This window comes from Sphingobacterium arenae, from assembly GCF_014692505.1.
In the GTDB taxonomy this organism is placed as follows: domain Bacteria; phylum Bacteroidota; class Bacteroidia; order Sphingobacteriales; family Sphingobacteriaceae; genus Sphingobacterium; species Sphingobacterium arenae.
Genome location: NZ_JACNYK010000002.1, coordinates 561,115 through 584,453, shown reverse-complemented (window position 1 = coordinate 584,453; position 23,339 = coordinate 561,115). Strand labels below are relative to the sequence as shown.

The 23,339-nt window shown below is 44.1% G+C and carries 19 protein-coding genes; 11 read left to right on the top strand and 8 right to left on the bottom strand.

Annotation, left to right across the window (positions count from 1 at the left end):
• Positions 1-71: 71 nt before the first annotated feature.
• Together H8B17_RS08640 and H8B17_RS08635 are read right to left on the bottom strand one after the other, a co-directional pair.
• Positions 72-653 (bottom strand): hypothetical protein, encoded by a 582-nt coding sequence (locus H8B17_RS08640; RefSeq protein ID WP_190308795.1) that lies wholly within the window; start codon positions 651-653, stop codon positions 72-74.
• Complete coding sequence (locus H8B17_RS08635; protein ID WP_190308794.1) at positions 643-918, bottom strand: hypothetical protein; 276 nt, start codon at positions 916-918, stop codon at positions 643-645. Before H8B17_RS08635 ends, H8B17_RS08640 begins: the two co-directional genes overlap by 11 nt.
• 293 nt (positions 919-1,211) lie before the next feature.
• Between H8B17_RS08635 and H8B17_RS08630 the strand changes: the two genes are divergently transcribed.
• The 3 genes from H8B17_RS08630 to H8B17_RS08620 are packed head-to-tail and all read left to right on the top strand — an operon-like array spanning position 1,212 to position 2,565.
• Complete coding sequence (locus tag H8B17_RS08630) at positions 1,212-1,847, top strand: fibronectin type III domain-containing protein (RefSeq protein WP_190308793.1); 636 nt, start codon at positions 1,212-1,214, stop codon at positions 1,845-1,847.
• Between the two features lie 3 nt (positions 1,848-1,850).
• Positions 1,851-2,339 (top strand): DUF5675 family protein, encoded by a 489-nt coding sequence (locus tag H8B17_RS08625; RefSeq protein WP_190308792.1) that lies wholly within the window; start codon positions 1,851-1,853, stop codon positions 2,337-2,339.
• A gap of 31 nt (positions 2,340-2,370) precedes the next feature.
• Positions 2,371-2,565 carry a hypothetical protein gene (locus H8B17_RS08620; protein WP_190308791.1) on the top strand — a complete coding sequence of 65 codons (195 nt, stop codon included), beginning with the start codon at positions 2,371-2,373 and terminating at the stop codon, positions 2,563-2,565.
• Between the two features lie 155 nt (positions 2,566-2,720).
• Here H8B17_RS08620 and H8B17_RS08615 read toward each other — a convergent pair whose 3' ends face one another.
• Positions 2,721-2,900, bottom strand: coding sequence for a hypothetical protein (locus H8B17_RS08615; RefSeq protein ID WP_190308790.1), 180 nt, complete (start codon positions 2,898-2,900; stop codon positions 2,721-2,723).
• Between the two features lie 323 nt (positions 2,901-3,223).
• On the opposite strand from H8B17_RS08615, the gene H8B17_RS08610 reads away from it, so the two are divergent.
• From H8B17_RS08610 to H8B17_RS08605, 3 genes are all read left to right on the top strand, one after another.
• Positions 3,224-5,455, top strand: coding sequence for a glycosyltransferase (locus H8B17_RS08610; protein ID WP_190308789.1), 2,232 nt, complete (start codon positions 3,224-3,226; stop codon positions 5,453-5,455).
• A gap of 277 nt (positions 5,456-5,732) precedes the next feature.
• A complete protein-coding gene (locus tag H8B17_RS20750) occupies positions 5,733-5,855 on the top strand; it encodes a hypothetical protein (RefSeq protein WP_262887149.1) in 123 nt (40 codons plus the stop codon).
• A gap of 48 nt (positions 5,856-5,903) precedes the next feature.
• Positions 5,904-6,974, top strand: a complete 1,071-nt coding sequence (locus H8B17_RS08605; RefSeq protein ID WP_190308788.1) for a fatty acid desaturase family protein — start codon at positions 5,904-5,906, stop codon at positions 6,972-6,974.
• Between the two features lie 16 nt (positions 6,975-6,990).
• Here H8B17_RS08605 and H8B17_RS08600 read toward each other — a convergent pair whose 3' ends face one another.
• Positions 6,991-8,211: a RelA/SpoT domain-containing protein gene (locus tag H8B17_RS08600; protein ID WP_190308787.1), complete on the bottom strand. Its 1,221-nt coding sequence runs from the start codon at positions 8,209-8,211 to the stop codon at positions 6,991-6,993.
• A gap of 959 nt (positions 8,212-9,170) precedes the next feature.
• Between H8B17_RS08600 and H8B17_RS08595 the strand changes: the two genes are divergently transcribed.
• Positions 9,171-10,133: a S41 family peptidase gene (locus tag H8B17_RS08595; protein ID WP_190308786.1), complete on the top strand. Its 963-nt coding sequence runs from the start codon at positions 9,171-9,173 to the stop codon at positions 10,131-10,133.
• Positions 10,134-10,304: 171 nt separating this feature from the next.
• On the opposite strand, the gene H8B17_RS08590 is transcribed toward H8B17_RS08595, so the two are convergent.
• The gene (locus H8B17_RS08590) at positions 10,305-10,943 is read right to left on the bottom strand and encodes a hypothetical protein (protein ID WP_190308785.1); all 639 of its coding nucleotides are present in this window, start codon (positions 10,941-10,943) and stop codon (positions 10,305-10,307) included.
• A 607-nt stretch (positions 10,944-11,550) separates the two neighbouring features.
• On the opposite strand from H8B17_RS08590, the gene arr reads away from it, so the two are divergent.
• Positions 11,551-11,952, top strand: coding sequence for an NAD(+)--rifampin ADP-ribosyltransferase (arr, locus tag H8B17_RS20820; RefSeq protein ID WP_317171020.1), 402 nt, complete (start codon positions 11,551-11,553; stop codon positions 11,950-11,952).
• Here the strand turns inward: arr and H8B17_RS08580 are convergent.
• The gene (locus tag H8B17_RS08580) at positions 11,942-14,194 is read right to left on the bottom strand and encodes an ATP-binding cassette domain-containing protein (protein WP_190308783.1); all 2,253 of its coding nucleotides are present in this window, start codon (positions 14,192-14,194) and stop codon (positions 11,942-11,944) included. The genes arr and H8B17_RS08580 overlap by 11 nt on opposite strands.
• Positions 14,195-14,577: 383 nt before the next feature.
• On the opposite strand from H8B17_RS08580, the gene H8B17_RS08575 reads away from it, so the two are divergent.
• Positions 14,578-16,191: a WG repeat-containing protein gene (locus H8B17_RS08575; RefSeq protein WP_190308782.1), complete on the top strand. Its 1,614-nt coding sequence runs from the start codon at positions 14,578-14,580 to the stop codon at positions 16,189-16,191.
• 85 nt (positions 16,192-16,276) lie between these two features.
• A complete protein-coding gene (locus H8B17_RS08570) occupies positions 16,277-17,611 on the top strand; it encodes a hypothetical protein (protein ID WP_190308781.1) in 1,335 nt (444 codons plus the stop codon).
• Positions 17,612-17,625: 14 nt separating this feature from the next.
• On the opposite strand, the gene H8B17_RS08565 is transcribed toward H8B17_RS08570, so the two are convergent.
• Positions 17,626-17,961: a LytR/AlgR family response regulator transcription factor gene (locus H8B17_RS08565; protein ID WP_190308780.1), complete on the bottom strand. Its 336-nt coding sequence runs from the start codon at positions 17,959-17,961 to the stop codon at positions 17,626-17,628.
• Positions 17,962-18,191: 230 nt separating this feature from the next.
• On the opposite strand from H8B17_RS08565, the gene H8B17_RS08560 reads away from it, so the two are divergent.
• Positions 18,192-21,008 carry a glycoside hydrolase family 2 TIM barrel-domain containing protein gene (locus H8B17_RS08560; RefSeq protein WP_190308779.1) on the top strand — a complete coding sequence of 939 codons (2,817 nt, stop codon included), beginning with the start codon at positions 18,192-18,194 and terminating at the stop codon, positions 21,006-21,008.
• Positions 21,009-21,130: 122 nt separating this feature from the next.
• Here H8B17_RS08560 and H8B17_RS08555 read toward each other — a convergent pair whose 3' ends face one another.
• Positions 21,131-23,329 (bottom strand): hypothetical protein, encoded by a 2,199-nt coding sequence (locus H8B17_RS08555; protein ID WP_190308778.1) that lies wholly within the window; start codon positions 23,327-23,329, stop codon positions 21,131-21,133.
• Between the last annotated feature and the right edge of the window lie 10 nt (positions 23,330-23,339).

Sequence of the window (23,339 nt, the reverse complement as noted above, 5' to 3'; positions counted from 1 at the left end):
TATTATAGACGACCAGAAAAAAATAGAATTAATGCTCCGTGTTCATTTTATGACGACACGATTATCTAACCTTATAACACCATTTTACAATGAACAATGATACCTGTGGCCGTGGGCCACGTAAATGCGTACAATGTGCCATCATATTGGCCATCCTGAAAGCACTTGATATTGCTGTGGATATACCGCAAACATGCTCTTCGGCTCTCCAGCCAAGCGAAATAGATACCTTGCTCACCCGAAAGGAGGTGATGCGTAAGCTGAACATTAAAGATAGTGCCTATACCCGTTGGGTAGAAGGTGGCATCTTGGTGCCACGTAAGATGGGAAGGCGCCATTTCTATACCGAAGACGATCTGGGACGCGCTTTCGAGGAAAGCAAACGCAAAGGGAAACGTTAATATAATAGATACTTTGCGCGTCGTACTGGCGTAAGGGGAGGTGTGGGTAAGATCGTGCTTCCCCTTTGTTTTGCCGTGTGCCGACGTCTTGACGGCGTATGACTTTGTTAGTATGCCGGACAAGGATGCGGCTGTTTTGCCTGAGATGACGATGCATGTGCCCATCGAGGCAACGAAGTTGGCCTTCATTTTCATCGCCTTGTCCGGACTACGCCTTTTTTGCTGTGACGAGACGAACCTTCTACCCATCATGGTGATGTCTTTGTGCGACAGCAATCAACTGCTGTGCATCGCAACGTTGTCGGCATACGACAACGCGTTTGCCTTGTGCAGCGGAATAATCATCCCGCCCATCGACGCGAAAAAGATGGACGTAAGTTTCGTCAGGTAGGGCAACAAAACGATTTAGATGGACGACGACGTGATACTTCCGCCCATCGGCATCACTTTTTCGTCCGTCGAAATGATACTTCCGTGCGCCGAAAAAGCTTTTATAGTGGCTTTGCCAATTTAACACCTTTTTTATTAAGTTCGTTAAGAGAGGTTTTTCCCTTGATGTACGACCGGACGGTGTCTTTATCAGCAACCATTCTAGATACTGATGTGACGATTGTTTCTTTCCTAATTCCTTGCTTTTCCATACCGATACAAATATAATCGATTATTTCTTAACGATCGTTGTCGTCGTTGTTAGTGCCCTTTTGTGCCTATTAGTGCCTTTCTGTCGTCGTTTTCCGTTAAAATTTTCCGGTGCAGACCACTTTTGTTTCACAGCGAGGGAATGGACCCTGCTGTTAAAACAACTATGTGATGAACATAAAACAACAAGCATTGGGTGGTTTCACCAGGGACAGCGATGAAACTGTATTGGTCAAAGGGAAAACGGCGTTGCTCGCCATGACGGACAACGTGAACTTTGAAACACCGGAGCCGCCTTTGGAAACGGTGACGGAAGTCTTAAACGATTATGAGGAGAAGCTATCGATGGCGAAGCGGCGCGGCAGCCCGGAGGATACGGCCGCGAAGAACCAAGCTAGAAAAGCTATGGAGCAACTATTGAAACGACTGGCTTTCTATGTAACACAGACGGCGGATGGTGATCTGCCGAAACTATTGAGTTCGGGGTTTGCGGTGTCTAGCTTACCGCAGAAGGATGATGTGCCGTTGCCAGTGACAGGGATTACCGTGAGTGACGGTCGGCAGAAAGGGCAGATGCGCTTGGATTTCGACAAAAACAATTCGGCTAGGTTGTACGAATATCAATTGTGCCAGCTTGATGCACATGGTCTGCCGGATGAGTGGAGTGAATCGTATACCACGTCTTCATCGAGGCAGAACGTTGTTGCGCCTTTGATACCCTATCAACGCTACGGCGTGCGCGTGCGTGCGGTAAATGGTTACGGGCGATCGGATTGGTCGGAGATGGTAACACACGTGGTGCGTTAGCCGATGGAGATTCACGTAAAACGTGTCAGACAGGGGGAAAACAGTACCCTGTCTGTACTCTATATCGATGGCGAACACATCTGCTATGTGCTGGAGGATTCAGTTCGTGCGGAAAAGATCAAAGGGAGTACGGCGATTCCAGCGGGGCGATATAAGTTGGCGTTCCGTAGCTACGGTGGGATGCATGGACGTTATCACCGGCTATTTCCTGATTTTCATAGGGGAATGATACAGTTGATGGATGTGCCAAATTTCTCCTACATCTATATCCACATGGGCAATAATTTCGCCGACACGGCGGGGTGTCTTTTAGTTGGAAAAACCAAAAAATATTTCAAGAAAAGTCATGAACTTGAAATCCGGCAATCTAGAAAAGCGTACATCCCGCTCTACAAGCGGCTTGCAGCGATGATGGAAAAAGGAGATGTGTTTGTAAAAATTCACGAACTAAGTTCATGCGGAATGAACTTAGTTCACGCAGAACGAACTTAGTTCGTGCAAAATGAACTTTTAATAGCAGAAAATGAGACAGTTAATAGATAAAATAAGCCAGGCGGTACAGGTGGTATTGCTGGCACCGATAAAATTGCCGGCAAAGGCATTGAATGTGTTAAAATACATCGCGGTAGGCCTGGGCATCATCGAACAGGTGATAAAGGATGATACCGACAAACCAAAAACGGAAGGAAAGGAGGGAAGTGATGAGGCCGCTGAGTAATGTGCAGCTAGGTACCCTCGGCGGTACGATCTGCTCGGTTTGGAACAGCTTTGACTGGGGCAATCTCGCACATACGGCTTTGATGGCCGTGGTGGGTGCGGCGGTGAGTTACTTCACCAGTCGTTTGCTGCAGGGTAGGAGGAGACGACGTTAATCTACGTTTTATCGCTCCATAACGAAACCACCTGTAGCGTTGCTATGGGTGGTTTTATGGAAAACAGGCACAGCGTAGACCTCCGGAGCACTACCGACTTTTTGCCTGCACTGATTTCCTTACTGGCACCACAATTTTTAACCGAAACGACTAACAACCGTAGTGCTTCTATGTCATCCACACGTAACAATCTTGTAAATAATATTTAATTAAATTATTTGTCGTACATTTATATACGTTAATGTAATGTTTTGGATATTTAATTAATTTGCAAATTCAAACACCATTTCCGAAAGATGGTGGTCTCCATAAAAGTTGAGCGTTTCCGATCGTTACGGTACGTGCTCCACGATCACTCTCCGTTCAATGAAGTGCAAGGGAACCGCACTTACTATCCGTACTTAATGTTCTTTGCCTACTTATTTATGCAACGTCCTAACTGCCCGCGCTTTGCGGGATAAGGACGCCGGTGCGCGAAGATTTCACATCTATTCAAAAACATATATGACACCAAGAACAAAACGGGAAATAGTATTCCTGTCCACTTTTCCGCCACGTGCCTGTGGCATAGCAGCATATACTACAGATCTGATGACGGCAATTTCTGATCAGTTTCTACATGCCTATTCCCAGATCCCTATACCAATAGAAAATGACGATGAAAGGCTTTCATATGATTTCATGAGTGATCACGTGCTCAATATATCCGATGACGACTCTTTCGGGATCTTGCTGGCCTATCTTAACCGGTCGGATAAAATTGACCTGGTCTTCATTCAGCATGAATTCGGACTCTTCCGAGGCCAAAGCGAGAGATTTCATGAATGGCTCTCCCAGATAGAAAAGCATGTTATTGTAACCTTCCATACTGTATTGCCGTGTCCTGATAAAAAACTCTTCAAGGAGGTAAACGCTATAGCGGAGGCGTGCGCTAAGCTCGTCGTAATGACCTACCATTCCGCGGATATTCTTGCTAGCGACTATCAGATCAATCCCGATAAGGTCATTGTCATCCAGCACGGTACGCACCTGACCCCGGCGACGGACAAGAATGAGATACGCGAGCGATTTGACCTTAAAGGGAGAAAGGTACTCAGCACCTTCGGTCTGCTAGGTCCCGGCAAAAGCATCGAAACAACCCTGGAAGCGTTGCCCAAAATTATAGAAAAGGCGCCAGAGGTCATTTTTCTTATTTTAGGGGTGACACATCCAACCTTATTTCAATCCGAAGGCGAACGGTACCGTCTCGTACTTGAAGAATTGATCGATACCTATGGGATCGCAGAGAATGTACGGTTCGTCAATAATTTTCTATCAACGGAGGATCTACTTTCGTACCTTTTGGTGACAGATGTCTACCTTTTTACCTCCAAAGATCCATTACAAGCCGTAAGCGGTACATTTGCCTATGCATTGAGCTCTGGATGCCCGATCGTGTCGACACCGATACCACATGTATGTGAAGTGTTAAAGGAAGATATGGGGATTATAATAGATTTTAACGCACCCCTGCAACTGGCCAGCGCAGTCAATCAGATACTGGACGACACAATACGCTTGGACAGGATCCGGCATATCAATATACAAAAAACCGTGGCTACATCGTGGCCTAATGCTGCCATAGCGCATATGGAACTATTTGAAGATCTTATCGGAGGGGGGAGGAAGGTTGTTTATTCCTTGCCGCCGGTTAACCTTGACCATGTTCTCCGCATGACGACAGACATCGGGATGGTACAGTTTGCTGATATAAGTTCGCCAGACCTGGAAAGCGGTTACGCACTCGATGACAACGCGCGAGCACTAATAGCGATACTGTACCATTATAAATCCTATCAGGCAGATGAAGACCTTGCCTTGATCCAAACATATCTGTATTTCATTGCCCGATGCCTGCAGGAAGATGGCACCTTTCTAAACTATGTGGATAAGCAGGGGCGTTTTACCGAACAGAACGAACAGGAAAATCTGGAAGATGCAAATGGTCGCGCCATTTGGGCGTTGGGTGAGCTGTTGGGGATGGCGCAGCTACTGCCGGAAGCGTTCACCAAGGTTGCCGGCGATCTGTTGGAACGCGCCTCGGTGAATTTTTTACGCTACTACTCAACAAGATCCATGGCTTTTATAATGAAAGGGTTGAGCTGTGTAGCAGATCGGAGCTATCATGCCCAACTGGATATACTGGCCGCTCGACTGGCTGCGATGTTCGGACACGAAAGCAGGGACGGGTGGCATTGGTATGAGCCTTACCTAACCTATGGCAACAGCTGCATTCCCGAGGCGATGCTCTGTGCCTATGAAGTTACAGGAAAACCGGAATATAAGGTCATTGCCTATAAGTCGTTCGAGTTTCTGTTAGGCCAGGTGATGGCAGATGACGGAATACATGTTGTTACAAACAAGGGGTGGGCACATCGAGGAAAACCCCGGAATAATTGCAGGGGAGGGGAGCAGCCCATAGATGTCGCATACACCATTATAGCGCTTGATCGTTTTTACCGTATAGACCACGATAACCGATATCGGGAAATGCTGGTCACATCATTCGAGTGGTTTCTTGGTAGGAACCATATCAGGCAGCACGTCTATAATCCGGTTACAGGTGGATGCTTCGACGGTCTGGAAGAAAAGGTTGTCAATATCAATCAGGGGGCGGAATCGACACTTAGTTACTTAATGGCCAGGTTAATTATGGACGGATACATTCAAAAGAAAAAGACTTCCGAAACTTTCTAGCTTTAATCCTTTGAATATCAACTATTATTCGTATCTTTAAAAATAAAGATTCGCATTAATTTAAATCCCTTTCGCGAGTCCGATATGAAAATAAAACATACTGTTTTATCCTGAAATTTTTGCTGGTTTACCGACAAGCAACCTTCTCTTTAAAGCACGTAATATCTCTAGATTAAACAGGCAACAGGGCGCCGATTGGATGCCTTCATGTCTATCGTCGAGCAAGCACGCCGCGCGAGTTGACATAATAACGTTAGTAAACTAAAAAATATACATCATGAGCAAAGATCAAAAAAAGACTAAAAGCACAAAAGAGAAGACACAGTCTTCCTACCAAAAAGAAAAAGACAGCCCGTCCAAGGACACCGTTGATAATGTCTTCAGTAAAAAAAAGAAATAACAGGTTGACGGCTATGCCGTCAACCGTTTTTTAATAACATTACAGCATATGAAAACAACAACAAAATTTAACAATGTAAATACACTATTTTCAAAATCGCTTAAAATGCGTATCAACACGTATTTCGGCGCGCAGGGGAAGCTACGGACGGGGGATTGGAGGATCATACTGAAGGCTGTTATTCTCTTGGTTTCACTGTCGATAATATATACGTTATTGGTGGTCGTGCAACCACACTGGGCTGTCAGCACGCTCTTGTGTGTAATCCTGGGAATAAATTTGGCAGCAATTGGATTTAACATTATGCACGATGCCGGACATAACTCGTTCTCCCGCAGCAAGAAAGTGAATACCCTTCTTTCATATACCTTGAACCTGGTAGGGGGCAATATTTATTTCTGGAAACTGAAACACAATATCGCACACCATACCTACACCAATATCGACGGGGAGGACCACGATATTGAGATCAAATTCATGCGTATCCACCATGATCAGCAGCTACGTAAACATCATAAATATCAGCAATTCTATTTTATAGTGCTGTATGGTTTGTCCTATCTGGCCTGGATTTTCTTTCAGGATTATGAAAAGTATTTCCGCCAGAGACTCGGTAGGGATTCCGATAAATTCCCTTTTCCGCTAAGGGAAAAATTTATTTTTTGGGTAAGTAAGGCCTTCCATTTAGTAATATTCGTTGTCGTGCCCGTGATGGTGATAGGGTGGCTACCTACATTGGTAGGACTGCTGGTTGCCGGAATGGTGTGCGGGGTTTGTTTAGCGACCGTTTTTCAGCTAGCACATGTTGTTTCAGAAACTGAATTTAAAACCATTGAAGCCGATAAGGTAGAAGAAGAATGGATGATCCATCAACTCCAATCGACGGCAAATTTTGCCACGAAAAACAGGATCCTTACTTGGCTGCTGGGTGGGTTGAATTTTCAGGTCGAGCATCACCTCTTTCCAAAAATAAGCCATGTTCATTATCCAGCTATCAATAAGATTGTGCAACAAACATGTGACGAATTCCAGGTGAAATACCTCGAATTTCGATCTTTCAGGCAGGCATTTAAGTCACACGTGCTCGTGCTGAAGCACATGTCCGGGCCGATTAGCTAGGCATCCGAAGGTTACTTTATGAACTTGCCCGCGCGGAAGGGCTCTGAAACTTGCTTATAACTTTCTGCGATAGATCCATGAGCTCTGACAAGCTGTTTTCCAGACTTTTTTTGGAGGGTATGTGAACGCCGTGTAGGATATCGTTACGTAGTTTTCTCGACCGTTCGAGTGCCGCGATTTCTCCCTTGGTTAAACGGCCCTGGTGCTGTATTATTTTAAGAATATCGAACGCCGTCTTCTTACGTTCTGTTTCTTCAGGGAAATATAGTTCCGCTACATTGTTCTCCAGCTTTACCCAACACAAAATATACGCTTCACAGCTGGATATTTTATGGTAGGCAATGCCAAGGTTTTTAAAGTAAGTCCTAAGACCTACCCGGTAATTAAACAACAACATATTCAGTAACTGGTCGGTCGCCGAATCTTTAGAACTGACATCGATATCATTGATGAATTCAATGAATTGATCAGTATCTAGCTTTTTTATGGTACTCAAATAATTGTTCAGCAGCGAGGTGTCACCAATTTTGATTTTATTTTTATGCTCTTTGTCAAAAGCACTGACCAGAAAATTGGTTAACTCGTACTTGTTGGTAATGTCACTCTTCCGTTTCGTACGTTCCGCCATGGCAGACTGCAATCTTTCCAAAGCGATTTCCCCGCTCAATACCATACCATTTATCTCATCCAATATAGATAACTCTTCCTTTGATAGGTTGCCAGAGTAGGGTTTATAGACCAGATCGTGTTCAACTTCGGACCACGCATGCATTAAAACCGAAGCAACTTGGATTTCTGCGATTATGTCTCTGTTTTGTTTCTCCCTGTTTTCCCCGGAAAACCTGATCCTATAATGGGTCGCCCAATAACCTGAAAATCGCTTCGCGTGTTTGGGGGTATGCGCTTCGGTTGGAAATATTTTTTTCTTTTCAACGTTGAATATATCGGTGATTATTTCGTCGATGATGTCCCGTTCTGAAGGGAAATATAAGGACACACGTACACCCGCCAGGTCAACGACATCTTCTAGGATATCCTCCTTAGAGTAATAGTGTTTATCAGCGTTTCGCTTGATCAGTTTATCTCTTAGCCTGTCTTTTTTTTTAGCCCTAAAGGTAACGATCGCTTTGATTCCCCTCCTAAAAAGTTGATCTTCAATTTGCTCGGCGATAGCTTGCGATTGCCGTTGGTAATAGTCGGGGTCGTAATATTTTATAAAATCATCGATCAGTTTCATAGTGGGCGCATCATGGGTCGTGACCTATACAAGGACGCAGCAAACATAAGCTGCGCCTGCCAATAACGGCAAAGCTTGATTTTAAGCCTTTTGCTTAAAGGAACAAGTACAGCGAAGAATAGTTTTAGAGGGCATAAAAGTGAGCTACATTTTCTAAGAAGCTCTTTTCTTACGTTACTATTAGCGTTTTACCCCATAATTTGACTTCCGCATGATCGTGGCATAAACCTCGTCCATAAATAACAAAGTCTGGAGGTTCTTGTTGTATTTCCTTTCTTCGAACAAAAGGCTGTAAAGCCCATCGGTTTTTATGGAAGTAAAAATAAATTTTGAAAGTTGCAACCACGAGGGCTTGGGTGGTTCACATTTAACTTGACACTTGATAATGTAGCAATCATGTAGTTCTTCCTCGCTATAGTTGACCGTTAGTTCCTTTGCTTGTGCATTGGGAAACTGTAAAATGATGTGTTTATCCAAAGTTGAAATAGAGATAATGAAAAGTAGAGGCTGTTGATGCCCAAAATAACGATCAAATAGACATATGCCCTGATAGTAGACAAGTTACAAATTATAATTGATAAAACCTAAGGAATACCGTGCATATATCTCAGACTGAGGGCTATTGCATCTTTTATTCAGTTCTTTTCAATTCAACTAATTATCGTTGTCGTCATAGCGCCCATTTGTGCCCAAATGTGCCCATCTGTCGTCGTTTTCCGTTAAAATCTTCCTGCTCACACCACTTTTGTTTCACAGCGAGGGAATAGGCTCTGCTGTTAAAACAATATGTGATAAACATAAAACAACAAGCATTGGGTGGTTTCACCAAGGACAGCGGTACAAGTGGTACTGCTGGCGCCGATAAAATTGCCAGCAAAGGCATTGAATAGGTGATTTTATTGTTTTTTGTAACGTTCCATTTTATAATCTTGAGTATCTTTATGAAATAATAGCAAGTTATGATCATTAAATTAATCGCGCCGCTCATCGTATTGATCTTATGGTTTCAAAACACGAATGGACAAATTTTAACAAAAAATGACATCAAGCTAATCACCGATCAAATCGGAAATCTGATCAATGAACATTATGTCTTTCAGGAAAGTAAAGGAAGAATTGTATCAGAATTTGAGCAGAAAGTAAAAAGTGGCAAATATGATGCAATAACGAATCCCGATAGTCTCGCTGGGATACTTTCGCACGATTTGAAATCGATCAGTAATGATGGGCATTTATATGTACGCTATTTAAGCACTAACGATACGGTTAAAAAAGATGTAAAAGATTGGGAGAAACAGGAATTGGAGCGGGAAATCCGTTCGAACTATGGCTTTCGGGAAGTGCAGATATTAGAAAATAATGTAGGTTTTATAAAAATCACGGAGTTTATGCATCCGCAGCGTGCCATGCAAACGGCTGTAGCTGCAATGAAACTCGTAGAAAATACAGATGCACTTATTATCGACTTGCGGGGAAATGGTGGTGGTTATCCAGGCATTATGGAATACATTCTGAATCATTATTTCGATGGGCCACCCACATTGTTGTCAACAACTTTTTTCGGTGATAGTACCTTGCATCCCGCTCCGAAGTACACCTCCGACCTCGTGTACGGGAAGCTCAGGTTAGGTACGCCGTTATACATCCTTATCGATAACAAGACAGCTTCTGCAGCAGAATATTTTACCTATACCTTACAAGCCCATAAAAAGGCCGTAGTAGTAGGAGAAACATCAGCGGGAGCTGCCAATATGAATTCGTTCTTTCCACTGCCCCATAATCTTCGCATTTCGATCTCTACTGCATCTCCTATCAATGAAATAACAAAGACCAACTGGGAACAAAGAGGCGTTCAACCTGATTATCCAACGAATGCCGAAGATGCGAAAGATAAAAGTGTGAAAATAATCCAATCTAATTAATACAAGATAGACGCAGCACATTGCTGGTCATCGATTGTTTTTTAGCATGTGATGAACATAACTCGTAATGTCTTTGGGTTTTGAGAAGCAATCAGCGGTATTGAGGGAAGATTGGAAACAGAATTGGTGCGAATTAAAAACACCCGGAGCGATCCGGGTGTTTTGGGATGCTTAAAATTGATAGGAAAGCCCTAAGGAAGCCTGATTCAAAATGTTATTAAACAAGTCGAACTGGCTTGTTTCCATGTCCATTTCTTTTCCTTTTAGTTTGCGATAGCTAACCAAACGGTTTAGACGTATCTCGGCACCGAGCCCCTTGAAGAATGTGTACCGTCCGCCGGCGTGGAATGCCGAGGAATATAAGTCAGACTTGGTAGGTGTACCATTCACACCAGCCAAAATTTCCGTTTTAGAGGTTCCCATGGTACCATCTAATTCCAAAAAAGCAGCGAATTTTCCGTTATCAAAAAGATAGGTCTGGACAAGGGCACCGGCATACTGATCGATAGTTTTGGTGTCGATGTTTCCTCCGCCCACGCCCGGGATCGCTAGGTATGTTCTCTCTTCAGCGTTCCGGTAGCTGTATAGCGCGCCAACCGCCCATACGTTGTCAATCCGAAAAACCGCTCGGGGGGTGATGGAAAACTGTTTCATTTTCACTGTAGAGCCATCCCCTGATGAAGCGCCTGAAGATGATTTCACTGTACCTAAATGGGTATGGACAGAGATGTTGAATTTACTGTCTTGGCTATAAGACCGACCTGTAGCAAGTAAACAAGCTACTAAAACTAAAATGTAAAGTTTTTTCATGTTGAAATAAGAAATAAATAATAGGGACACACGGATGTTATCCATAAAGTTAGATTAATTAAAGGCCCAAAGATAGATGTTTCTACGGGAAGTTTATACTACTGCTGAATACTTTTTTGATTGAATAATAACCGCCCGATTCACGTATCTCAAAATCTGTGGATGTCGTCATCAAGTGCGCTACAGGTGGTATGTTTATTGTTGTATATTTGTCGTCAGATTCTCGATTATTTCTTTAGCAGCATATCACTTAAATCATTATAAAATGGAATTTAGCGCAAATAATCCAGTGGTTAAGCTCTGTATACAGGGCATGCATCTGGAGGAGGCAGGTAATTACAAAGATGCACTTGCCCTTTTTCTGCAAGCTTGGGAGGAGGCGACGGACGATGCTGAAAAATTTACGTCGGCGTACTATATTGCTCGTCGGCAAACGAAGCTGGTGGACAAATTAAAGTGGCTTAACACGGGATTGCAGCTCGCACAGAAAATAAATGATGAGGGGGTTAAACCAGCACTACCGCTATTATACACCCAGCTGGCGCAATGCTATGAGGAACTGGGCGAGACGGATAACGCCGAAAAATATGCTAAGCTAGCGAAACAGGTGCCTGATGCGCCATCGAACAAAGGGCCTTTTTTTCATGGAACGCGTGCAGATTTGCAGATAGGCGATCTGCTGACCGCCGGAGGCAAATCGAATTACGAAGCCGACCTCATCATGAACCACATATACTTCACCGCCCTCATAAATGGCGCCGGACTCGCCGCTGCTTTGGCGAAAGGAGAGGGAGAAGAACGTGTCTACATTGTCGAACCAACAGGGGATTTTGAAAACGATCCGAATGTGACGAATAAAAAGTTTGCGGGCAACCCGACGCGGTCTTACCGCAGTCTGGAACCACTAAAAATTATCGGGGAGATTAAAGATTGGTCTCGAATAACAGCCGAAGAGCGACATAAATGGCAGGAAAGACTGGATAATAACCAAGGTGAAATTATAAATTGATATGCCGCCGTAAACAATCGGCTGTAATGGAATTAGGATCTTTCAATAAATCTGAAACATTTCCAGAAAACACAACCTCACCACCATATTTGCCTGCTCCAGGCCCGATATCTATTATCCAATCTGCTTGAGCGATTATATCAAGATTATGCTCAATAACGATGAGCGTATTATTGTTGTGAACGATACTATTCATAAAGTTCAATAACTTTTTGGCATCGCTTGGGTGTAAGCCTGTGCTTGGCTCATCAAGAACGATTATTTTATTGGAGTTCTTCAGTTCTTTGGTTAATTTCAATCGTTGCCTTTCGCCACCGGAAAAACTACTCAGCCTTTGCCCTAATGTAAGATACCCTAAACCTAACTGGAGCAACGTATCGAAAGATTTTTGATATCGATCATCGCGGAAAAAATCAACGGCTTCTTCCACCGTCATATCCATTATTTCGACGATATTTTTGTTGTTGTATTGATAGGTTAAGACCTGCGGTTTGAAGCCAGAGCCTATGCACACTTCGCAGGGCTGCTCCACATCATCCATAAATGCCAGATCAATTTTTACCACTCCAATTCCTTTACAATTTTCGCAGGCTCCTTCGCTATTTCTACTAAAAAGCCTTTCTGATACATGGTTTGTCGTTGAAAACAGTTTTCTTATATCATCGGACAACCCCAGATAGGTAAGTAGATTTGAGCGTATGCTTGCAGCAACTAACGATTGGTCGATTATCGTGGTTTCTGGATAAAATTTAGGCAGTACCTTGCCGATCAGTGTACTTTTGCCTGAACCTGCAACTCCTGTAACGACCGTTATGACATTTTTGGGAATCTCAATCTGGATATTTTTAAGATTATACAGATTAGCGTTTCGGATTTGTAAATATTCATTCGAAATTCTGGGTTTGTCCTTAATTTTTGGGATTTTTGCAAAGTACAGACCAGTTTTCCCTCTTGAATTTTTCAGGTTTTCGAATGTCCCTTCGTAGATAACTTCTCCGCCTTTTCTTCCTGATTTAGGACCCATGTCAACAACCCAATCAGCGATTTTGATTAAATCCGGATCGTGCTCAACGATTAATACCGTATTGCCTTTATCCCGTATTTGTTTAATAATGGAAGAGATATTTTGCAAATCCTTAGGATGGAGTCCAATACTGGGTTCATCAAAAATATAGAGTAAATCGGTAAGGCTGTTTCCAAGGTTCCTCACCATTTTTATGCGTTGACTTTCCCCACCCGACAAGGTGTCTGTCCTTCTATCCAATGTTAAATATTGTAAGCCTATCTGAACGATGTTTTGAAGTTTCTTTTTTAGTTCGTCGAGAATTATCGCAAAGGACGACGACTGCAAAGAACCAATAAATTCCAAGAGCTCATCTACCGAAAGAGTGGCACATTCGGCAATGTTTTTTCCATTTATTTTACAGGATAAAATTTTGTCATTCAACCTTTGTCCATTACATAGAGGACAAGTTTTGGTGATAACAATATTTTTTAAAACTTCTTTTCGACTAATATTTTCCTTCGACTGTTTCTTTAAAAATGCTTTTTCAATTCGGGGTATTATACCCTCATACTTGACCGTTTTTCCCCACTCTTTATTAGGGTTCTTCGGTTTGTGTTCGGTAGCGTTCAAAAGTATATTCCATTCCTCCTTCGTATAGTGTTCAAGTTTTTTGTCATTGTCAAAATAACCTGATAATGTATATCTCGTTAAACGCCACCCACCGGGTTGAAAAGTCGGAAACATTATCGCACCCTCGTTTAAAGACTTATGCTTGTCTATGAGGGTGTCTATACGGACGGTTTGTACAAAACCTAGTCCTTCACACTCTTTACACATTCCTAAAGGGTTATTAAATGAAAAGACATTTGAATAGCCTACGAATGGGCTTCCCATACGAGAAAAAAGTAACCTTAAAGACGCATACACATCGGTGGCTGTTCCGACGGTCGACCTCGCATTTCCTCCTAATCTCTTTTGGTTAATAATAATAGGAACATTTAAGTTGTCAATTTTATCCACGTCTGGGATGCCAATGTGCTGCAGGCGGTTTCGGATAAAGCTCCCCTGTGTTTCGTTGAATTGTCTTTGTGCTTCAGCGCCTATTGTCTCAAATACTAATGACGATTTACCCGAACCGGACACACCTGTAAATACGGTTATCTTATTTTTGGGTATCTGTAAAGAGATATTTTTCAGGTTATTTTGACGTGCATTTGCTATTATAATACGCTTCATATATATTGTTCGTCACGATAAACATTTTTGCCCATAACTGAATTAACTCATATCCGGCCAGACACCCCTCTTCGGGAGCAGGCCGTCCACGGAAAATGGTTATATTTTGTGAAAAATAATTATATAAAATGAAAAACGATTATAAAATCAACGTTTTTGTGATTTTCTATTACAGATATCTAGCGTCGTAATTTGCGGTCAGCACTTCAAAAAGAGCATGAACTTTTAAGTAGTTAGGGTGGTAAATAAAATGCTTTGTATCCGTTTTTGGATGTAGATAATATGTAGCGTGCGGTAAGTTGCCTGAGTCAGACCGGTTACTTACTTTTACACCGATGAATAGGTTGAATTTTTTTATCGTCTTTTTGTTATCCATAAGTATAATGACTGCACGCGCACAGGAACCTTTTACGTCCTACGGGAATTGCACAGAAAAGACCTATGGTTTTGTCAGTGTGAATGGCCAGGACCACAACATACCGCCTACGTATTGCGACGCTACCGGTTTTTCCGAAGGACTTGCATCGGTAAAGCTTGACGGGCAGTGGGGATATATTGATGTTAACCAAAAAACACGCATTGCCTTTTCATTTGATTATGCAGCGCGCTTCAAGCATGGGCACGCGATCGTGCATCGGGGCAAATTCCGCGGCGTAATAGACAAGCAGGGCGACTATGTAGTTCCACCGATATACCTGGATTTACAAATGCTTGAAATCGACGGGAAGCCCTATTATATGTCGCGCGACAGCACATTTTTCGCTGGGCTAATCGATAGCCAAGGGGAGGAGGTTATACCGCACCGGTATAGCTACATTATGCCGCTGACGGGGTATCAACACCTTCCGTTCTATACGGTTTTTCGTGAAATTGACACGGCCCTAGGCAGCTTCTATGAGCAGTTTGAAGATAATCCGTTTTTGTTTTCCCCCGAAAAGGGGAGACACGACGTTTACGACAGCCAATTCAATAAGCTGGCCTCCAGACAATCGAACGACTACAGTGACGGATTTCCGCACGATAAGCTCCAAAAGATCGACGCATTCCTCCTGGAGGATCGTGATAAGCCTGCGGAAGAGAAAGTGAAGACGGTGGAGCGTATACTATCCCTGCCCGACTCAACACCAGAGCCAGTCTCCCTATATGGGGAATACGCCTCTAGGAAAAGCAGCGAAGTAGATGGGTATTTGGAAGGGCTCGGTTACCAATTTTTTACGGAAAACGGAAAAACCGGGTTAAAAAAAGGAAGCGATATCCTGATCCCGGCAGTGCACCGTCAGCTGCGTTTTGTGAACGGGGTTATCCTGTTTCCGCAGCCAGCCGATATGCCTATGTTGGAAAAGCATTATGGGGGCGTGTACCGAAATAAAGAAAAAGGGATTTTCGATATCTTTGCTGTGCTGTCGGTGGACGATGAACCAACCGAAGGCGCGATGCAATACAGCTTAAGTGGCGATGTTAGTCTCCCGATTGCCGAAACCGTAGATGGGAGCAAAAAACTGATCTCGACAATCAATTCGCTTGGGTTTTTGTACCTCCACACCACGCAAGATACGGCTGGTTTGGTCGAAAAAAAGTATAGCCTTGTTAACTGGATAGGCGAGGAGCTGCTGCCGCCGGTGTACCAGAAAATAGAGGTGACAAAAGCCGGACATGTGCTGGTCTCTCAAGAAAAGAAAGTTTCGGAGGGTATGGAGGAACATCTGGGGTTGTTTAGCCCCATGGGGGAAGAAATTATCCCCATAGGTGTATATTCATCTATTAAGGCATTTTTCGGGGGCGAGCGTGCGCTGTATCTCGTAACCTGGAGCGACCCTTACCCGACAACGGAAGAATGGAAAGAAGGAAACGACGTCAATAAAACCTACGTCATATTGGAAGTGGACGGGAGCGCATCCCGGGTCGTTAACACGTTTACGGCAAGCACGATACACATAAGACAGCTGGATGCGGAAACTGGGATGTTGCAATATATAAAACGGGTTAACGGAGAGTAACGGCTCTTTATCGACCTTATCGACTGTTCGTCGAAATGGATGAAGATAATTGCCAGTAACCACCGATACTTGCATAAAAAAGCCCATGAATTCGCTTAAGTTAACCGTTTATCGATTTGTATTTATGTTGCCGTTCTTGCTGGCGGCCTCTTGCAATAAGGACGCACCATTGACAGAGGAACCCGACCCTGTTTTCGGCGAACCGGTAGTTAAACCCAAGGGACAACCTGTGGGCGACGCCGTTTCGGCAACGATCGGGCCCAATGGCGGCGTCCTGTTGTACGGAGATATGGTACGAATGGAAATCCCACCCGGCGCCGTGGACGAACTAACGACGTTCGGCATCAGGCCCATTAGCAATACACTCGATGAGGCGTCGTCTAATCCCGCGTTCCGGCTGACTCCGGAGGGTACCCGCTTCAACAAACCTGTTCGGATCTCGTTTTTGTATGATCCAGATGCGGAGGGTAATCCAACGACACGCATGGTGGCCTTCCAGCGGAGAGACGGCGTATGGTGCGGCAACTCCACGGAATTGAATGCTTCTCAACGTCGGCTAACGGTTGAAACAACACATTTCAGCGATTGGGTGTGGTTTGACCTCTTGTCATTGCGGAAAGACAAAGAAACGGTAGGCGCAGGTGAAACGGTCAATTTGAAGTTGCTGGAACAGGTACTTGCCGAACTCATTCCGGCAAACCACATCGATAGTGTTCCCTTAGCGGCAATGGACGATATTGGCTTTTCGAAGGATTTGACGGTGAGCGGATGGAAGATTATCTCCGGCCCGGGATCATTATCGCCGAAGATCAACACCAACATGGTACACGGTGACGCGGTTTATACGGCCCCGACAACCATCGAGCGAGCTACGGATGTGGAAATACAGGTCGAAGTGGAGAGCAAGAACGGTTACATCAGCGACCGAAGCGCTCCGGGCGGTAGGCGCAAGCTGGGCAAGCTTATCTTATTGACGACCATTCGGCTCGTACCCGAAAATTTCGTTCAGCTCATCGTGAATGGCGTGGAGCGGGATCTATCCAAAACGGGAAACGATGCTAAGCTTGTTAATGGTAGTGTATACATACGGTTAGGCGGGGAGGAGTCTCCGATAAGTCTTACCCTCCAATGTTTCGGTACTGGCGCTGGCACGTACCCTGGTGGCACCGACAGCGGCAAGGCCGTGCTGTACTATACGACCTATAATGGAGGGGAAAGACGGAATGCTGTTAGTTTTTACCGCACGTGCGAAAACGACCACGTATTTAACGGAACAGCTACGCTGACGGATGTTGGTCAGTACATAGAAGGTTCTTTTTCGGGCCTAATCTTTCCAATGGATGTACAAAACTGTGAAGTTCCCCCGTCGACTACGGTGATGTTTAATTTTAAAATTAGCAGCGTCTCGCCGTCCAGATAGAAATACCCAGCGACTTACAGTATTAAAGATCTGATCTGATGCATGTAACGTTTTCCTACCCCGATTTTCTGCCCATTGTCCATCATAAGGTAGAGCCTTCCGATATCACGATGACAGGTGTCGATGTGCTCCAGGTTGACGATAAACGATCTGTGCACACGCATAAAACGGGATGGATCAAGCTTTTGTTCGATACAGCCGATACCTGATGAACTTATAAACTCACCCTTGTCTAGGTAGATCACGGTATAGTCGCCCGCAGCTTTCAGGTATCGGATATCTTGTACGGCGATACGTCGTAGCCGTTTACCATCTGCCACGAAAAGATGCGCAATTAAAATGGTATTCATCGGATACAAAAATAGCGGAACCGTTATGCCTAATCCATCGAATTATTGCGGGGAAATATTTTTAGGTAGTAGTACTTATAAAACCAAGGTTTTATGATTTTTTATTGCAGATACCTCGGTCGGTTTTAATATTTGCATGCGTGAACTTAAACTAATATATTTGAGATGTAAACCGAACGAAATACAAATCCCAATATTCAACAAGATCCTGCTTGGCAATAAAAAACACCATGATCCAAAAAAGAAGTATCAAAAATGCAACGAAGTGGGCCATGTACCTGCTCCATTTCGTAACAATAAGTACCGTCTGCGGTCAATCCACAGTGATCAACTATCTTTCGGGTACCGATAAAGACCATACCGTAGATTGGGATTTTATGGTGAGCAGTGGCGCCAATAGCGGCACCTGGAGTAAAATACCGGTGCCCTCCAACTGGGAAACCAAAGGTTTTGGTACCTATCATTATGGCTGGCAGGAAGATTTCGAGAAAAATGAAATTGGCTATTATAAGCATACATTTGTTTCTGATGCGCACTGGAAAAATAAGACGGTAAAGCTTGTTTTTGAAGGATCAATGACCGACACCGAGGTAAAGGTGAACGGGAAATCTGCAGGCCCCATGCATCAAGGCTCCTTTTACCGGTTTAAGTACGACATTACGAAGCTGCTCAAATCATCCGGCGAGAATCTGCTGGAGGTAACGGTCCGGAAAATTTCTTCGGATACCTCGGTCAATAGAGCGGAGCGTATGTCGGACTTTTGGGTTTTTGGCGGCATCTTTAGGCCCGTATACCTGGAAATCGTTCCAGAGAGCCATATCGAGTGGACCGCTATTGATGCGAAGGCAGATGGTAGCTTTTTGATCAATGTTTATACAGAAGGGGATCAAAAAAATCAGACGGTGGAGGCCCAGATAAAAACGTTGGATGGAGAAAAAGTGGGTGCGCCTTTTCGTATGCCGCTTGAAAAAGGTGCAGAAAAAACAAGTCTGCGTACACAGGTGGAATCGCCCGACCTTTGGTCGCCCGAGTTTCCCAATCGCTATCAGGTCGAGCTGAAGCTGCTCGATGCGAAGCAAAATATGGTGCATACCAAAACCGAAAAGTTTGGATTCCGAACGGTCGAGTTAAAGCGAGGAGTAGGCTTTTTCGTAAACGGTGTTAAAGTAATGTTCAAAGGTGTCAACAGACATAGCGCTTGGCCAACCTCCGGTAGAACCATGAGCAAGGAGATCAGCATCATGGACGTCAATCTCATGAAAGATATGAACATGAATGCGGTACGGATGTCTCACTATCCGCCCGACGGCCATTTCCTCGACGTATGTGATTCCCTTGGTCTTTTTGTTATCGATGAATTAACCGGTTGGCAGAAGAAGTACGATACAGCTGTTGGGCGTAAATTGTTGAAAGAGATGGTAACCAAGGATGTAAACCATCCGTCCATCGTTATCTGGGCTAATGGCAATGAAGGGGGGAATAATCATGAACTTGTGGAAGATTATGCCAAATACGATCCCCAAAATAGAATCGTCATTCATCCCTGGAATATTTTTAATGGCACCGACACGCAACACTATAAAGGCTATGATTGCTGCGACGGATCGCTATATAATGGCAAAGAGGTATTCTTTCCCACAGAGTTTTTGCACGGCCTGTTTGATGGCGGGCACGGCGCCGGTTTAAACGACCACTGGAACAAGATGATGGCCAATCCGCTTTCTGCCGGCGGTTTTCTATGGGTATTTGCAGATGAAGGCGTAGTTAGGCTAGATCAAGGTGGTCGTATCGATGCCGATGGCAACCACGCTCCCGATGGCATTTTAGGTCCTTACCGTGAAAAGGAAGGCAGCTTTTATACGATCAAAGAAATCTGGTCGCCGGTTTATATCGACCACGAAAAGCTGCCAACTCATTTTGATGGTGGCCTGGAAATAGAGAACCGCTATCTTTACACCAATTTAAATACCGTGCAGTTTGCTTGGAAACTCAGCACTTTTCCTTCGCCTTATGCGCAGGATACGATAGGCAAGGTGTTGGATGAGGGATCGATCGCTGGACCCGATCTGCAACCCAAACAACGCGGGACGATGAAAATTCCTTTCGATCAGCAAAAAAAGGAAAAGGCCGATCTCTTAACGCTAAAGGCTACCGATGTACACGGAAGAGAACTCTACACATGGACCTGGCCGCTCAAGTCGGTGAAAACGATCAACGAACAATGGATCAACGAACCGCGTCCGCAAGCAAAGGCACAGGTGATGGAAACGGAGCGTGATGTAACGCTAACAGCCGGCGGTTTAGCCATCAGCTTCGACAAAAGCTCGGGATTGATCCATCAGGTAAAAAGTGGTGATGAGCAGATTCCTTTCTCGAACGGACCTCAACCGGCCGTAGGAAAGGCGGAGTTTGTCTCTATGGAGCACGCTACAAAAGGAGACAGTGTCTTTGTCGAAATACATTATAACGGCCCGCTGAAACGGGTGAAGTATAAACTAGCTCCCAATGGTTTGCTGACATTGGACTATGCGTATTACCACGACACAGGAGATGCCGGCAATGCGTTTGATTATTTGGGAATAAACTTTGATTTTCCCGAAGAGCTGGTAACAGGTGTGAAATATATGGGAAGAGGCCCTTATCGGGTTTGGAAAAATAGAATGAAAGGTAACCATTACGGCGTTTGGCATAAAAAGTACAATAATACGGTTACCGGAGAATCCTGGGAATATCCCGAGTTTAAAGGCTATTACCGGAATTTCAATTGGGTTGTCATCGAAAATACGATTAAACCCTTTGTGATCTATAGCGAAAGCGATGATCTGTTTCTAAGACTTTATACGCCACCAGGGCCGCAAGCCGCAGAAAATGACCATAATTCGCCTCCGTTCCCTGCAGGCGACATCTCTTTTTTGAATGGCATCAGTGCTATCGGAACCAAGTTTGATGCAGCGACAAACCATGGTCCAGAGGGGCAGCCCAATAAAATAGGACCAGAATGGATAGAAGGTAAACTGGTGTTTGATTTCGTAGGGAAGTACCCATAAATATGGGACGATAGGTGTATCTTGTAACTGTATAACGAACTCCCGGGGCGCAGGCCTCGGGAGTTTTATGTTTGTAAATGGATGCCGGGAATCTCTGGAGGGCCAGAGATCGCGCTCGGAGTCTAGCGGAAAATATTCCCGATGCGATTGGTTATACCGAGGTATTGTACCGGCAGCACACGTGTACTATAGGAGGTTTCGGGATTCCAATTTGGAATTCCCTTGAAGAAGTCGCTGCTGTAGGAGTATTTAGGCAACCCTTTCATCTCCTCTTCGAGGACGTTAAACTTATCGAGCAAGCTTTTATTGGATGCCAAATTATTACTGATTACCCTGCCGTACCAATTGTCAATATTTTTTGCAACTTCAAACTTGATCGGTAAAAGCACGATGTCTTTTTCGCTACTGACCAATCGTTGCTCATTTTTTTCAATAGTGAAATGCAAAAACTGACTGGCATTTCGGGAGAATGTAAACTCGCCCGTCTCTTTATTGACGTTGGTAAGAGCCATATTATTCTGACCGACAAGATAAACTTTCCCTCCAGGTGTAATTAGCGGGATACCCATCAAGGTATCTCTAAATCGATAATAATCGTTGGGTCCACTGATAGATAATGCTATTTTATCGTAAATAAGTTGGACATCTGTTTGGTCTAGATTTGTTGCCTTTTTTATCTTTCTTTCGACGGAGAATTCGTTGTCCACTAAGATGCCTAGACCGAGCTCGCAAGATCGAAGGAAATAATTCTCTTGCCAGATATCCAGAATAGCCTTTGCTGGTTGACCTAACTGCTGCAATGCCTCCGTCACGACGGTATCTTTCTCGAAATTATCTTGTATATAATGGACAGACCGAGCATATTCAATGACTAAATCGTCGAATTTGGGCATCTCGAGCGCTTCGGCATTTATCCCACTATTGTCCAATAGGGAGTATATACGTTCTAGCGCAATAAGATCTTGTAATACCATTTGTTTTTGGAGTACTTCGTGTAACCGCAAATCGGGTGTAATATCATTATCAAATCCTCTAACCAACCAGGGAAACAGTTCGGACCAATTGACGATCCACATGCCTAGTACAGACAGGTTGCCACTTGTGCCGACCTGTGTATTGAGAACAGAATTTTCTACATCGGTGATATCATCCAATGCACGGTTCAAGGTGTTTTCTTCAGGCTCCGGCAATTCGTTGTTGAGCACGTCAGTTTTTATATTCGCTAAGGCTTCTGTTTTTGCGGGTTGATTCTCTTCTTCTAAAAACTTATCAAGCGTGAGATTGGGATCTTTTGCTTTTGCTGCTTCGAACGCGGATGCTTTGGCATAGGCTCCCAATTCTTCTAAGCTCCCAATTTTATCAAAGAGATCGGTTACTTTTGGATCGGATGGAGGTTGTTGGAATGGTGGTATAACCGGTTCGTCTGGCGGTCCGGATAACGCTGGGGCCTTATCCAAGACAGATACATTCCATAGCTGATTAAGCCCTGCCTCGTTCAACGTGTTGGCCCAAGTTTGTACCTGTTGCAAAACAACACCGCCAACGGCTAGACTCTCCACTCTAAAGTCAATATTTGCATTGCGATTGGTATTGGAACCATCATACGCGGCGGCGACACTTATTGATTTTCCAACGCCTGCATAGCTAAATTTGGCGGAGCCGCCATAACGCCAATTTTCTTCTTTTTGTTCGGCTGTTAGCTTTAAATCTACTTCGCCGACTCCTCCCCAAATCACGCCAGCGACGATACCATCACCGTATGAATTAAAAAAAGTATGAGAAGCGCTCAACCACTTGTTTAGAAGCTCTTTCAAAGCGGGGTCGTCTATTTTTCCGGCAATAACTTCTAACAGGTCTACACGCTTTTCTTTAAGTTGTTTTTGAATCTCTGTAAAGTAGTTTAATGCGTTTAAAAGCTGTCCTTTTGGCCCGTTGGCTAAGGAGTTGACTAAATCCATAACGCTTAGATCATCGAAGTTGATATATTCTATACCACTATTGATCTGTAAGGAGTATGTCAAACTGACTTCTTTTCTATTACTTTGTTGGGAGTGTCCAGCATAAGCGGATACGCCCGCATCCACTTTGGCCACTCCGCTAATGCCATACCCACCGACGACACTGAAGGAGCCTTGGTTGACTTGGTCAGCATAAACGTAGGAACTTTCTCCTTTCATAGAAGTGGTCTGCTGTGTGTCTGCCACAAATTTAGTTACTGGACTATTAATTAATGATGGCCCAAATTTGCCATTGGAACTGGAAATTGTGGCGCCAACTTGTATACTGTAAAAAGGGCTAGATGATAATTTTCTTAATTTCATTGCGGTCGTA